Below are 14,273 nucleotides of genomic sequence, written 5' to 3'. Positions count from 1 at the left end.
CTATTGATTGACACCGCTGGCAAGAAAGCCTCCATCCACCGCGATGATTTGTCCTGTGGTGAAGCTGGTGGCATCGCTCGCCAGATAGATTGCGGTGCTGACGAGTTCCTCCGTCGCGCCAAAGCGATCCATGGGCGTACGCATTTTCAGCTCCTGACCACGTGGGCTATCAATGATCTTGCTGTTCAACGCGGTGGGGAAAATGCCCGGCGCAATCGCGTTTACCAGCACGCCATGCCGCGACCATTCCACCGCAAGCGAACGCGTAAGCGACGCCACCGCCGCTTTGCTGGCGCAGTACGCTGTCACTTCCATGAACGCAACAAAGCTGGAGAGCGACGCAATGTTGATGATGCGCCCACGCTTCTGCTGAATCATGTGACGACCAAAAACCTGGCAACTGCGCAGCGTGCCTGTAAGGTTCACATCCAGAATGTTGTTCCACGTGTCATCCAGAACATCCAGCGTTGGCTCGCGCTTGGTAATGCCCGCGGCATTCACCAGGATGTCCACGGAAGGGAAGTCCGCCAACACGCGGATGCAAAGGCCTTCCAGCGAAACGCGCGACTGCACATCGGACGTTGCTTCAAGAGTCCTGCGGCCATGCGCGCGAATCTCTTTCGCAGTCTCTGCCACACCCTCTGCGGAACGCGAAGACGCCACCACATCCGCACCTGCCTTTGCGAATCCAAGCGCAATAGCTTTGCCGATACCGGATGTTCCGCCAATCACAACCGCTGTGCGTCCGTTCAGGTCCATTCTGTTTCCCTCATCTCAAGTTGCATTTCACGTCGCGGGACAATCCAGCCCAAGATACATGGGAAGCCGGCAGCTTCGTTGACAACGCAGCCGCGGCATTCGTATAGTTCGCGTCACAAACTATATATGAAAACCCTTCGTTTCCTGCCTCTCCTCTTCGGTATCTGTCTGTCTCTCCCCGCGCAGACATGGGTCGGCAGTTGGGCTGCGTCGCAACAGATTCCCACCGGAACCAATGCGCTGGCGGTGAATGAGTTGCAGTCCGCGACGCTGCGCCAGATCGTGCATCTTTCGCTCTGCGGCGAACAGCTTCGTATTCGTATCGCCAATACGTTTGGCACAACACCGCTGCACCTCGCCGCCGTGCATATCGCCAAACCGAAATCCGTTTCCGACGCTGCGATTGATCCTTCCACCGATCACGCATTGCAATTTGATGGCAAGCCGGATGTGGTGATTCCGGCAGGTGCGGAATACCTCTCCGATCCGATTGCATTTCATGCACCAGCAGCGTCGGACCTGGCCATTACGATCCGCTACACCGACGCGCCGGAGGTGCAGACCAGCCATCCCGGCTCGCGCGCAACGTCCTATCTTTCGCACACAGCAACGGTCGACGCCGCAGCGATGCCGGATGCGAAGAAGTTTGAACACTGGTTCCAGATAAGCGGCGTGGATGTTCCCGCGACGAAAGACTACGCCACAGTCGTCACCCTGGGCGACTCCATTACGGATGGCCACGGCGCCACAGATAACGGCAATGATCGCTGGCCCGACGATCTGGCAGCGCGTTTGCTGGCCGATGCAAAAACGCACTCGCGCGGCGTGTTGAATCATGGTCTCGGCGGCAATCGTGTGCTGTTGGACGGACAGGGGCCAAACGCATTGGCGCGCTTCAGCCGCGATGTTCTGGCGCAGCCCGGCGTGAAGTACGTGATCGTCTTTGAAGGCGTGAACGATCTCGGCATGTCCACCAAGGACGCGGAGATTTCTCCGGAAGAACACGCCGCGCTGGTGGCGCACATCCTCGGTGCGTATCAACAGATGATCGATCGCGCACACACCGCAGGCTTGAAAATCTACGGGGCAACTATCACGCCGTATCAGGGATTCACCTTCTACCACCCCACCGCAGCGAATGAAGCGGACCGCCAGAGGATCAACGCCTGGATACGCACAGCAGGCCACTTCGACGCAGTTCTGGATTTCGACAAGATCGTTGCCGATCCTGTGAATCCCGCGCGGTTATTGCCGAAATTCGATTCCGGCGATCACATCCATCCGAATCAGGCGGCATACCACGCCATCGCGGAAAGCATCCCGCTGTCGTTGTTTGCAAAATAAAGTGAGTTAACGAACCGACGCATCTGTAGTGGATGCACTGACCCTCTTCAACATCACGGGCAGATCCAACTCATCGCGTGTCATATTGCCCTGCAGTTGCTGCGCATGAGGAAAGTCCTTCACTCCGCTCCCCGCAGCGTCCTGCAGATGCAGATGAAAGATGTTGCCATCTTCATCGGCCAGCACCACAGTTGTGCCCATCAGATGTGCCTGCGAGAACGTTGTGGTGACGGTCTCGCGGTCGTAGCGATAGCTGGCGTCAGTCACATTCTCGCCAGTCACATCCAGCGTGATCATGGCGGTGCGCTGACCGATGGTGCCGCGATAGCGCAACGTCTCCGCCCCGGCAACAAGAGTTGCCACCAGAAGTATTCCAAAGACGAAGACAAGAGAACGCAGCTTCACGCACGCAAGCCTATCAAAGCGCACATACAGTGCGCTGCCGAAGCTTTCAGGCGGCCAGCAGAGCTTCGGAGCGATGCCGCTGCGCGATCACATTCTGCAGGTAGGCCGCCTTCGCAAAGACCGCCTGCAGTTGCGCCCACTCGCTGGGAGGCACGTTGAAATACCGCGTGGTGCCGCCCCAGTTGCGGAAATCCACCGTCAGCACCTGGCCCACTTCGTCATAGCGCATTGCCCGGATTGAAACCATATGCGTGTTCCCTCCCTGCACTGTAGTGTTCGTGCGCTGTGTGATGGGAGTGTGAACTCTTTACTTCCGTTGCACGGTTTTTGCAACATATTTGTTTCCATCCGCTGTTGCCATGTGCGGTACATGCGCAAGGAGCAAAGAGAATCCGTCCCGGCAATAGGGCATCCCTAAACGAAAGCTCATGCCGTAGGGCTTCCGCGGAAACTCATCAATACAAAACTGCTGCAAAAGTGGTTCATACTGCCGGTCTGGATTTGGAGGACAGGAGTCAGCCCCTACAGATTTTCTGCGCAGTTAAAAACCTGCCCATGAAAACGGGTGTATGCTGAAGCCCCTGCATGCGCGGTACCTGATAGAGAGCCCCCACGCACAGGAATGTTAATAAGGAGACCTCATGGGACTGTTGGACGAAGTGGAAAAAATCGCCGGTGCAGTGGTTGCTGTCGAAGGACTGGAAAAGGTGGACTCCGACCCCTCTTTCCTCGCGAAAGCTGCGGCTGCCGTTGCCGGCTTTGAAGGAACCGGAGCTCTGAAAGATTTCATCAATAAAGAAGAAGGCGAAGGCGAGCAAAAGGAAAGTTAACTTCCTTAACCACTCATCTGCTGTAAAGCCCTCTCATGAACCGCGGGAGGGCTTTGCTGCGTTACTTTCCAATGCAGAAGCTGGAGAAGATACGGTTCAGCACATCGTCTGCCGTGGTCTGTCCGGTCAATGCATCCAGCGCGCGCAGGCCGTCGTACACATCCAGCAGCACCATCTCATGCGGCGTATGGGTTGCGGCGGCATAGATAGCGCGTTCCAGCGCATCCAGCGCACCCATCACGGCATCGCGCTGGCGCAGATTGGTCAGCGTCGCGCCTGCGGAGGGTTGCTTTCCGGCCATGAGCAGAATCGCTTCACGAAGTTGCGTCATGCCTTCTCCCGTTACAGCAGAAGTCAGCAACACATCTTCTGAAGCTGGCAGCTTCGATGGGGCGCAAAGATCGGCCTTGTTCCACACCACCAGCAAAGCGCGTCCCTCTAAGGCATCCGCAGTGGCTTCGTCCAGAACGCCTCGCAGCGGATCGCCTTCCGTCAGCGAGTCTTCCGTCGCATCCACCACCAGTAACACTGCGTCGGCATCGGCAATCGCACGACGCGAGCGCTCCACGCCCATGCGCTCCGCTTCATCTGCTGTTTCGCGAATCCCCGCAGTATCCAGCAGCTCCACCGGAATGCCGTTCAGGTTCACGCGCTCCGCAATCACATCGCGCGTGGTGCCCGGCGTGGCGGTCACAATCGCGCGGTCCTGCTCCACCAGCCGGTTGAAAAGCGAACTCTTGCCCGCGTTCGGTTTTCCCACAATGGCAAGCTGAAGCCCTTCCCGCATCAGACGGCCGTGCGTAAAGCTGGCCACCAACATCTGCAATGGCTGCTGCACCGTGCGAATGCTCGCAATGATTTCATCCGCCGCCATCGTCGGCGTGTCGTCTTCAGCAAAATCGATGCCTGCCTCAAGCGTTGCGATCAGAACAAGCAGCGCATCTTTCGCGGGACGAATCTCCGCGGCAATGCTGCCGCTCATCTGCTCCGCCGCCAGCTTTGCCTGCTCCAGCGTCTGTGCATCAATCAGGTCGCGCACGGCTTCTGCTTCCGTCAAATCAAGACGTCCACGCAGAAACGCGCGTTCTGTAAACTCACCCGCGCGTGCCGGCATTGCGCCCAGCGCAACGCATCGTCGCAGCAGCCAATCCAGCACCACAGGCGATCCATGAGCGGCAATCTCAACAACATCTTCGCCCGTATAACTGTGCGGCGCCTTGTAATACGTGGCAATAGCGTCATCGATGCGTGTGCCATCCACATCGCGCAGAATGCCGTAGTGCGCATGACGCGGCCCAGACTCCGAAATCTTTGGGAGTAGCTGCTGAGCAATCGACAGCGCGTTGTTGCCGGACAGACGAACCACTCCAATGCCGCCCCGCCCCACGGGCGTTGCAACAGCAACAATGGTCGTTTCGTCCAGAAAATCGTGCGCAACACTCATGCACTTATCTTAGTGAACTTGTGAAAAGAAAAGAGCGTCCACGAAGGACGCAAAGTAATTCGCAATATACGCAAAAAATCCTACTGCGCACTTTGCGGAAACCCTGCGGCCTTTGCGGACGCTCTCTTTCGCTTTTCTCTTACTTCTTCGCCTGCTCGTCAATCCACTTCGACACACGCGCATCCAGCACGGTCAACGGCAACGCGCCGCCGTTCAGCACCTCGTCATGAAACGCCTTGATGTCGAACTTCGCGCCCAGCTTCGCCTTTGCTTTCTCGCGCAGCTTGCGAATCTCAAGCTGTCCCATCTTGTAACTCAGAGCCTGTCCCGGCCATGCAATGTAGCGGTCGGTCTCGGTCTGCGCCAGCGCATCGTTTACATCGTTGGCGTGCATGTAATCAATCACCTGCTGCCGTGTCCATCCCTTGTCATGAATGCCGGTGTCCACAACGAGACGCACCGCGCGGAACAGTTCGCTGTTCAAACGTCCGTAGTCGCTGACAGGGTTCTGGTAGAAACCAACTTCCTTGCCCAGCTCTTCCGCATACAGCGCCCAGCCTTCACTGAAAGCCGAATAGCCACCGCGCAGACGGAACTTCGGCAATCCCTTCAACTGCTGCGCCACGCTGATCTGCATGTGATGGCCCGGCACTCCCTCGTGATACGCAACGGCCTCATCCAGCACCAGCGTGCGTGTCATCGGATTCGCAACCGCAACCACCACACGCCCCGGACGTTTTCCATCCGGCGTGCCTGCGTTGTAATGCGTGGCTTCCGCAGCGGCAAAATCAGGAATGGGCTCCACTGTGACAGGCGACTTTGGCAACAGACCGAACAGCTCCGGCAACTTCGGCTCCATCTGCGCAATGTACTTGCGGAAGTCTTCCACAATCTGTTCTTCGCTCTGCGGCTTCCATTTCGGATCGCTGTTGATCGCCGCGCGCCACGTTGCCAGATCCTTGTATCCAGCCTTCTTCGCCAGCACGGTCATCTCAGCCGTGATGCGCTTCACCTCATCCAGACCAAGCTGATGAACCGCTGCAGGCGTAATGTCCAGCGTCGTCATCTGCTTCACGGCTTCAGCATAGCGGCGCTTGCCATCCGGCAGCGATTCAATCGAGAGCGCCTCGCGTCCCTTTGGCGCATAATCACTGCGCAGGAACGCGGAGAACCTGGCATACGCGGGAAGAACATCGCCGTTCACTGCATCATGGATCTCCTGCGTCAGTCGCGTCTTATCCGCATCGCTGAAACTGGCAGGAAACTTCTTCGTGGGCAATAGAAACGGGTTCGCCTTCACCACACCATCGCACTGTCCTGCCAGCTTTTCCGTAATGATCTTCGGCGGCATCAGGCCGTCTTGCAGGCCAATGCGCATCACGTCCGTGGTCTCGCTCAGCACGCGCGGAATCTGCTTCAAACGCGCAATGTAGTCCTCGTAATGCTTCACCGAATCGAACGGCATGCTCAGCGGCAGATCAGCCATTCCGGTGTGCACGCCGTTCTGCTGATTGATGGGCATCTCATAGTTCTTCAGCGCATAGCCCACATCGCCGCGCTCCAGCCGATCCTGCAACAGCGCATGCGATGTTGTATCGGTATCGCTCATGCCGTCTGTGGAGATGGCCTTCAGCCGCTTCAGGAAATCATCGTTCTCGGCGTGGTCACGCTGGATGGAGGCAAGCGAATAGTCGCCCAGCTTATCGTTGTAGCGGTAGTCGCCGAACGACGTTGCGCCAGTAGGGTTGCGCTTCAGGCCGTTCTGGAAATACTCCTCAAACAGCGCATTCTGCGCCGTCACACGGTCCGCAACGGAAGTCTGGGCAGGCAGTGAAACGCACACAGAAACGGCTGTGCAGGCAAGCAACAGGGCAGGCGTAATTCGCATGCAGATGAGCCTAGCAGAAGGTAAAAGCGAAAAACAGAACGCAATATACCGAAACGACTACACTACGTCTCCAGTAACCCACTGCATCCCGCTTGCAGGACCGAAGTACTCCTGCGGACGGGGTAGTCAATAATTGACAATCGATCGACAGCGCGAGAGAATTTGCCCATGCCGCAGCGCAACGTGAACTTAACGGAACATTTCGACCAGTTCATTGATGCCGCCATTGAGTCCGGTCGCTTCAGCAATGCCAGTGAGATTGTGCGGGAAGGGCTTCGACTGCTGGAACAACGCGAACGTGAAGATCAGGCCAGGATCGAATGGCTGCGTTCGGCTGCGAAAGAGGGCTTTGATGCCATCGAGCGCGGCGACTCTATCTCTCTGGGGTCTGATGCGGAGATCGCTTCGTTCCTGAAAGGCGCACGTAAAAAGGCCTTGGCTCGCGCCAGCTAACACATGGCAACTCCGAAGAAACATCTCCCCATATTGCGTGTCAGTGGCCCTGCGCAGCGGGATGTGGCGGACATCCTTGCGTGGAATTCCCGGAACTTCGGAGCAGCAGCGGCTCTGCTTTACGAGGCCTTGTTTGCACAGGCGCTCAAAGACATCCGCAACGATCCATTTCGACTCGGGACCAAAGAACGCCCGGAACTAAAAGTGAAAGGCGTCAGAACGTATCATCTCTTTTTCAGCCGCGATCATGTCTTGGGAGAGCGCGTAAAGGAACCACGTCACTTCCTGCTCTATCGCATTGGGAAAGACGGCGCGATTGAAATTGGCCGTATCCTGCATGACAGTCGTGACCTGAAACGTCACCTGCCAGCGGAATACGGCCGTGAAATCGAAACATAGAAATTGCAATAAGCGTTTTATCGACGACGGAAGCGTTCACGAATCTTCGCGGCGCGGTCATCACGTTCGCGTACCTGCCAGCCTTCCGGGTACAGCACCACGAACCGGCTCGGCCCCTCACCGCTGGACTCCGTACGCAGCCCCTCGGCACGCTTCAGCGCCAGGTGCAGCATGCGGCGTTCGCGGCTGCTCATGGGCTCAAAGCGATAGGGCTTACGGCTGTTCTTCACGGCCTCAATGCCCTCTTCGGCCAGGTCCAGGATCTCGCGATTACGGGCCGCCTTATAGCCGCAGGCATCGAAGCTGATGCGGTCGTGTTCTTCCGGCTCCAGGCGCAGAATCTTCGCGCACACATGCTCCAGCGAGCGCAGCAACTCACCGTCGCGCTGCAACAGCATCTGCTCATCCGGGCCGCTCAACTCCACATAGATCAGGCGGTCCTCAAGCCCATCCGGATCAGCGGCGCCCGCACCGGCCACAATGCGGAAGCGGAGTTTGAACCCACCGGTGGAGGTCAGCATTCTCAGAAAGTCTTGTGTCTGCTGGGCTGCGGTCTTCAGATCCTGCATGCGGGCGCTGTCTTCTTTCCTCAGGATCGTCGCCGCCAGGGGCGGTGGCCGTCCTGCATAGCAAAAGGTTATCGGTTTTACTTCTAAAAATACGCAGGAAAGGCCGTGATGGTTGCACCTTCCCGCGTATTTTCAGCAGTTTATCGTTTGCCTTGGATGGTGCGCGGCTGGCCTGCCTTGCGGCGTGCGCGCTTTGCTGCCAGTTCGCGCATCTCGCGGCCTTCCTTGGTTTGATTCATGGCAAACTGCGCCAGGATCATGATGATGTTACCCACGCACCAGTACAGTGCCAGACCCGACGAGTAGTTCCACGTAATGAAGCCGGAGAACAGCGGCATGGTGAATGCCATCATCTTCTGCTGCTGCGGGTCCATGCCCGGTGCAGGCATGTAGAACTGCGTCAGGAACTGCGTCAGCACCATCACAATGGGCAGGATGTGGTACGGGTCGGCAACCGTCAGGTCATGCAGCCAGAACCAGTGTGCCTCACGCAGCTCCACCACCTTGGGCAACATGCCCAGCATGGCAAACAGCAGCGGGAACGTCAGCAGCGTGGGAACGCAGCCGCCAAACATGTTCACGCCGTTTTCCTTCTGCAGCGCCATGATTTCGCTGTTCATGTCGGCGCGCTTCGGATCGGTCACCTTGTACTTGGCATACTTCGCCTTGATGGCGTCCATCTGCGGCTGGATACGCTGCATCTTCAGGCCGCTCTTCATGGTCTGGTAGCGGAAGGGCAGGATCACAACGTTCACCACGATGGTGAGCACCACAATCGCCCATCCCCAGTTGCTGGCAACGTGATCGTGAATCCAGTTCAGCAGCAGGAACAGGGCCTTTGCGAACGGTCCCCAGAAGCCGAAGTCGACGAGCGGTTCCAGAGTCGCACTCGATCCCGAGACCGTAATGCCCTTCAGAACGTCCACGGATTTCGGTCCAACGAACACACGCATGCTGCTGGTGTTGTCCGTGTTGCCCACGGCAATTCCCACCACCGGAACATCCAGGGCCTTCTCTGAGACTGTTCCATCGCGGTGCAGTTTGTTCACGTCAATCGTGTTGTGCAGCGTGACTGCGGTTGCGGAACCGGCGTCGTCGGGCAGAAAAGCCGCGGCAAAATAACCGTCCGACGTGCCCGCATACTGCAGCGGAGCATTCAGCGTTTCGCCGCCGGAAACCTTCTTGAATTCGATGTGTTCGGCCTTGCCGTCCTTCATCGTTTCAATGCGCGATCCGTTGTAGTCCAGCACCTGCTCCTGGTCGCCAAAGCCCGCGGGCCAAGCCAGCAGGGCGCGTACCGGCGATCCATTCACCGTCGCGCTGACCGTTGCCTTCAGCACGTACGTGCTGTCAAAGCTGAACGTCTTGGTCACATCCACGTTGCCCTGCGTGTAGTGATACGTCAGGGTCTGCGGAGCGGTCAGGTTGCCTGTCGCGCTGGGCACAAACAGCGCCTGCTTCAGCCCGGCGGTGGTGCCTGCGTCATATGTGTGCAGCGACATGGGGAAGCCAAACTGCTGGCTCGCCTTCGCATTCACCAGGTCCAGCGGAGCGCCATAGCGGCTCTTGAACTTCTTCAACACCCACGAGCGCACTTCGGCGCCGCGATTGGTAAAGGTGATCTTGTACAGCTCGTTTTCAATCGTCGTGGTCTGCTCTGCCGCAGCAGAAACCGTGTTGCTGGCACCGCTGGCCGCGGGGGCCTGCACCGCCTTCGCGTTGAACTCGGCCTTGCTGCCGGTAGGCGCGCTGACCGGGGCATTCGCGGTTTGCGTCTGCGCCGTAGGCGGCTGCAGTGGCTGCTTCTGCTTCGACTTATAGAACTGAAGCCCGGCAAACACGCCGAACATGACGACCAACATTACGAGGAAGGTGGTATTGCTCTGTGAGCCGCCACCTCCCTGATTAGGGTTCTTGATCTCTGCCACGTTTTCCTGTCTGGTTGGCGCGCCGGGTTCCGCGCCAAAGTATCTATTTCCCATTCTAAATCGGGAATAATCCCAACGCTTTTTTCGTCCAAAGGATTACGGCGCGCTATGACGTGCTATGAAAAGAGGCAGCATGAGCGTGATCCTTGTCGTTGGAAGCATCAATCTGGACCTGGTCAGCACCGTGGACCGCATCCCCACGCCTGGTGAAACGCTGCTGGGGAGCAGTTTTGCTACCATCCCCGGCGGCAAGGGCGCCAATCAGGCCGTCGCGGCCGCGCGCCTGGGAGCCGCCGTCCACATGATCGGACGCGTCGGCGCAGACAGCTTTGGTGAACTTCTGCGCAATGCGCTGATTGTGGAGAAAATTGACACCTCCACGGTGGTCACTGTGGAAGGCCCAAGCGGCGTAGCCGCCATCACGGTAGCCGCAGATGGCAACAACAGCATCGTCGTCACACCCGCAGCCAACGCCACCCTGCAACCCGCGGATATCGTCGCCGCACGCGCGGAGATTCGCAAAGCCTCAATCGTCCTGGCGCAGTTGGAGACGCCGCTGGAAACCGTTGCAGCGCTGGCAAAGGAATGCGGCGACGCCAAAATCCCATTCATCCTCGACCCTGCTCCGGCACAGCCATTGCCGCTGGACCTGCTGCGCTGCGTTACCTGGCTCACGCCAAACGAATCGGAAACACGCACACTGCTGGGCCGCACCACTGCCATGACAGAAGCCAAAGCGGCAGAACGCCTGCTGGCTTTGGGCACACGCAACGTCATCCTGAAGCTGGGGCCGCGCGGCGCTTACCTGGCCGGTGCGGACGTGCCAACGCCTGTGCTGGTCCCCACACCCGACCTCCGCCCCGTAGATACCACCGCCGCCGGCGACTGCTTTAACGGAGCATTCGCCGTTGCGCTCACAGAAGGCCGCACTCCCGTCGAAGCAGCACGTTTCGCATGCGCCGCCGCCGCACTTTCCATCACACGTTCCGGCGCGCAGACAGGCATGCCCTATCGAGCAGACGTGGACGCGCTGTTGAAATCACAGAGCAACTCGTAAGCCCATAGTCCGTGCATCCAGCGATACAAACAAAGTCCGTCATCCAGCACTGCTCATACAAATAAAGCCCCTCACCCAGCGAAGCTCATGCGGCCAAAAACGTCATTCTGAGCGAAGCGAAGAATCCCGACGAACTCACATCCTGCCAAGGTCACAGGAAGCTTTCAGCCACCAACCCAAACCAGCTTCGCGAAAGCGAAGCTCAAACGGCCAAAGCCGTCATCCTGAGCGGAGTCGAAGGACCTGCTTTGTTTCTCAACCCTCTACAACGCTTCAGGAAAAGCTAAAAAAGCATCCATAACCCAAGAACCGGGTGCCCCAGGTTCGCGAAGCTAACCTGGGCAGCGTGCAAAGCACGCTCATACGACCGTAAGGTCGTCATCCTGAGCAGAGTCGAAGGACCTGCATTCCTCTCCACTCCCTGCAATGTTTCTGGAAAGCCGTACGACTCCGTAGTACATGTTTTCGATGAAACCCTAATCGTCGATCTTCATACCACCCGGAGCAGCCAGCGTGGCATAACTCAACGCACCCAGCAGCGTAACCGCAGAACATACCGCAAACGCCAGCGTAAAACTATGTGTGCGATCCACGATCATACCCGTGACCACCGGTGCAACCGACGCGATCAGGAAGCTTGCAAAATTCTGCAACGCACCCAACGCAGAAACCAGATGTGGCGGACTGACCGCCTGCACATAACCCCATCCGCTGGTGCCGCCAAACTGGATAAACCCAAACGCAACGCTGATGCTGATGACCGCGGCAGGCAACGAATACGCATGCGACGCAAAGAACGACGCAGCCGCACTCATCACCATACCCAGGATGATCTGCGTGCGATGAATCGAAGTCAGCTTATACCCACGTGCAGCAAACGCATCTGCAAGAAAACCGCTGGCCAACATGCCGAACGCACCCGCCAGAAACGGAATCGCCGCAAGCCATCCACTCTGCGACAGCGAGAGATGACGTTCCGTTTGCAGATATCCCGGCAACCACGCGATGTATAACCACGCCGTGTAATTCACGCCACCAAAGCCCAGCATCATGCCCCACACCGTGCGCTGCGTCAGCAATTCACGATAGACGCTGCCTGTTGGGATAACCGTGAGTGTCTCATCACTATGCATCGTCGCCGAACGTGGGCGATGCAGCACAAGCCACAACAACGCAACGACAAGTCCTGCGGCACCCAAAACCTCAAACATGCCGCGCCAACCAATGCGCAGCATTAACAGTGTGAGCAACGGCGGCGCAGCAGCAAGCCCAAACGTCTGCGACGAACTCATCAGCGCCGTGGCGCGTCCGCGTGTGCCACGGCTGAACCATTCGCGAACGCTTCGAATGCCGCTGGGATAAAACGGCGCTTCACCCGCTCCCAACAAAATGCGCAGAATGATGAACACGGGGAACGACGTAACGAATCCAGTGAGCAGTTGCGCCAGGCTCCACACCGCCAGCCCAATGCCCAGCATTACTCGCGTGCCTAATCGATCCAGCCACGCGACCAACCCAAGCTGCGCAAAGCCATAAGACAACGAGAAAGAGGAGAGCAGCCAGCCCATCTGCGCGTTGTTCAGATGCAGCTCACCGCGTACGACAGTATTTGCAACGGACAAAGACGAACGATCAAAGAAGTTCACAATGCCTGCCGCGAACAGCAGGACAAGCGTGATGCCCTGGTGGGCACGCAGGCTGCGTTCCTGTTTTCCTGAGTTCAAAACATCAGCCTCGTATGCCGTTGGAATAAATCCACTTTAGAGCAATTCTTCTGACATAGGAAAGGCCATCAATACCTTGTATTCCAACGAAACCTTGTATTCCAGCGAAGCTCCTACGGTCAAAGACCGTCCCCAGCAAAGCTCGTATGGTCGCAGACCTTCCCTGTGAGCGCTACAAAGCTCCTGCGGTCAAAGACCATCCCCAGCGAAGCTCGTACGGTCGAAGACCGTCATCCTGAACGAAGCGAAGCGTAGCTGAAGGACCTGCATTCCTCCACACCCTCTACAACGTGTCAGGAAAGCAAAAACGACCTGCAGCCAAGAACCGGGTGCCCCAGGTTCGCGAAGCTAACCTGGGCAGCGTGCAAAGCACGCTCATACGACCGTAAGGTCGTCATCCTGAGCGAAACGAAGTGAAGTCGAAGCATGCCCTCGAGCGAAGCGAAGGGGAGATGCTTTCTTCTGTGCGCTCTGCAATGCTGCTGAAAATCCAGCAGCATTGCTACGAAGAAAGACCACCTCTGCCGACACCACGCTACGTTTTGCCCAGGACGACGGAGTCGGTGAAGAAAGGTCAGCGCCCGGTGCGGTTTGCGTACAATGTAGCCACGTAACCGGCGCCGAAGCCGTTGTCGATATTGGTGACGGTGATATTGGGCGAACAACTGTTCAACATACCCAGCAGCGCCGCCACGCCGCCAAAGGCTGCACCATAACCAACGCTCGTTGGCACGGCGATCACCGGCACGGCAACAAGCCCACCAACAACCGAAGGCAAAGCACCTTCCATGCCAGCACAACAAATCACCGCATCCGCTTCACGAATTGCATTCAGATGCGCAAGCAGCCGATGCAGTCCCGCAACACCCACATCCGTGAATCGCGAAACCGTTGCACCAAAGAAATCCGCGGTGATGGCGGCTTCTTCCGCAACATTCAGATCGCTCGTGCCCGCACAGATCACGGCAACACGACCACCGCTCTTCTTCGCGCCATCGCCACAAGTAATGCAGCGTGCGCGTGCATGGTACTTCGCATCGGGAATCAGCTTCTGCGTCGCTTCAAACGCAGCAGCGTCCGCGCGAGTAGCCAATGCGGGCGTGCCGTTCGCATGAATGCGCGCAAGAATAGCGGCCGTTTCTTCCGAAGTTTTTCCCGCAGCAAACACCACTTCCGGTAGACCACTACGCAGGGAACGATGATGATCGACCTTGGCAAACTCAAGGTCTTCGAAAGGTAACGAAGCTAACTTGTCCGCGGTCTGCTCTGCGGTAATGTAGCCCGCTTCCAGTTGCCGCAGAAGTTGCAGAAGGGTGTCACGCTGCATAGTCGGATTTCTTTCGACCAGGCGTGCGTGAGAGATGCTGTTTCGAAAAGGCTTGGCCTGCCGATACAACAAGCGCCAACGGCGCGCCGCAATTGTAGCCTGGGCTGCAGGCCCAGGTAGCGGATTCTAAAAACGCGAGTGCGGGC

The 14,273-nt window shown here is 57.8% G+C and carries 14 protein-coding genes; 5 read left to right on the top strand and 9 right to left on the bottom strand.

Going from position 1 to position 14,273, the window contains the following annotated elements:
- Complete coding sequence (locus AB6729_RS10855; RefSeq protein ID WP_371081635.1) at window positions 1-759, bottom strand: SDR family NAD(P)-dependent oxidoreductase; 759 nt, start codon at window positions 757-759, stop codon at window positions 1-3.
- A gap of 126 nt (window positions 760-885) precedes the next feature.
- On the opposite strand from AB6729_RS10855, the gene AB6729_RS10850 reads away from it, so the two are divergent.
- Complete coding sequence (locus AB6729_RS10850) at window positions 886-2,103, top strand: SGNH/GDSL hydrolase family protein (RefSeq protein WP_371081634.1); 1,218 nt, start codon at window positions 886-888, stop codon at window positions 2,101-2,103.
- A 6-nt stretch (window positions 2,104-2,109) separates the two neighbouring features.
- On the opposite strand, the gene AB6729_RS10845 is transcribed toward AB6729_RS10850, so the two are convergent.
- Entirely contained in the window at window positions 2,110-2,466 is a 357-nt protein-coding gene (locus AB6729_RS10845) for a hypothetical protein (protein ID WP_371081633.1), read from the bottom strand.
- An 88-nt stretch (window positions 2,467-2,554) separates the two neighbouring features.
- Window positions 2,555-2,755, bottom strand: a complete 201-nt coding sequence (locus AB6729_RS10840; protein ID WP_371081632.1) for a KTSC domain-containing protein — start codon at window positions 2,753-2,755, stop codon at window positions 2,555-2,557.
- Between the two features lie 394 nt (window positions 2,756-3,149).
- Between AB6729_RS10840 and AB6729_RS10835 the strand changes: the two genes are divergently transcribed.
- On the top strand, window positions 3,150-3,338 hold the full coding sequence (locus AB6729_RS10835; RefSeq protein ID WP_371081631.1) for a hypothetical protein: 189 nt from the start codon (window positions 3,150-3,152) through the stop codon (window positions 3,336-3,338).
- Window positions 3,339-3,399: 61 nt separating this feature from the next.
- Here the strand turns inward: AB6729_RS10835 and mnmE are convergent, their stop codons facing one another.
- Complete coding sequence (gene mnmE, locus AB6729_RS10830; protein WP_371081630.1) at window positions 3,400-4,782, bottom strand: tRNA uridine-5-carboxymethylaminomethyl(34) synthesis GTPase MnmE; 1,383 nt, start codon at window positions 4,780-4,782, stop codon at window positions 3,400-3,402.
- A 139-nt stretch (window positions 4,783-4,921) separates the two neighbouring features.
- Window positions 4,922-6,670 carry a DUF885 family protein gene (locus tag AB6729_RS10825; protein WP_371081629.1) on the bottom strand — a complete coding sequence of 583 codons (1,749 nt, stop codon included), beginning with the start codon at window positions 6,668-6,670 and terminating at the stop codon, window positions 4,922-4,924.
- 168 nt (window positions 6,671-6,838) lie between these two features.
- Here AB6729_RS10825 and AB6729_RS10820 point away from each other — a divergent pair, with 168 nt between their 5' ends.
- Entirely contained in the window at window positions 6,839-7,123 is a 285-nt protein-coding gene (locus tag AB6729_RS10820; RefSeq protein ID WP_371081628.1) for a type II toxin-antitoxin system ParD family antitoxin, read from the top strand.
- Window positions 7,124-7,126: 3 nt separating this feature from the next.
- A complete protein-coding gene (locus AB6729_RS10815; RefSeq protein WP_371081627.1) occupies window positions 7,127-7,522 on the top strand; it encodes a type II toxin-antitoxin system RelE/ParE family toxin in 396 nt (131 codons plus the stop codon).
- Window positions 7,523-7,539: 17 nt separating this feature from the next.
- Here the strand turns inward: AB6729_RS10815 and AB6729_RS10810 are convergent, their stop codons facing one another.
- Entirely contained in the window at window positions 7,540-8,091 is a 552-nt protein-coding gene (locus AB6729_RS10810; protein WP_371081626.1) for a protein jag, read from the bottom strand.
- Window positions 8,092-8,231: 140 nt separating this feature from the next.
- On the bottom strand, window positions 8,232-10,019 hold the full coding sequence (yidC, locus tag AB6729_RS10805) for a membrane protein insertase YidC (RefSeq protein WP_371081625.1): 1,788 nt from the start codon (window positions 10,017-10,019) through the stop codon (window positions 8,232-8,234).
- 133 nt (window positions 10,020-10,152) lie between these two features.
- Between yidC and rbsK the strand changes: the two genes are divergently transcribed.
- Complete coding sequence (gene rbsK, locus AB6729_RS10800; protein WP_371081624.1) at window positions 10,153-11,076, top strand: ribokinase; 924 nt, start codon at window positions 10,153-10,155, stop codon at window positions 11,074-11,076.
- Between the two features lie 476 nt (window positions 11,077-11,552).
- On the opposite strand, the gene AB6729_RS10795 is transcribed toward rbsK, so the two are convergent.
- Together AB6729_RS10795 and larB are read right to left on the bottom strand one after the other, a co-directional pair.
- Window positions 11,553-12,800, bottom strand: coding sequence for an MFS transporter (locus AB6729_RS10795; protein ID WP_371081623.1), 1,248 nt, complete (start codon window positions 12,798-12,800; stop codon window positions 11,553-11,555).
- A 574-nt stretch (window positions 12,801-13,374) separates the two neighbouring features.
- Entirely contained in the window at window positions 13,375-14,127 is a 753-nt protein-coding gene (gene larB / locus AB6729_RS10790) for a nickel pincer cofactor biosynthesis protein LarB (RefSeq protein WP_371081622.1), read from the bottom strand.
- Window positions 14,128-14,273: the final 146 nt, after the last annotated feature.

This window comes from Terriglobus sp. RCC_193 (genome assembly GCF_041355105.1).
Lineage (GTDB): Bacteria > Acidobacteriota > Terriglobia > Terriglobales > Acidobacteriaceae > Terriglobus.
Note: the sequence above shows the minus strand (reverse complement) of the source record. Positions and strands in the feature narration are given on the sequence as shown.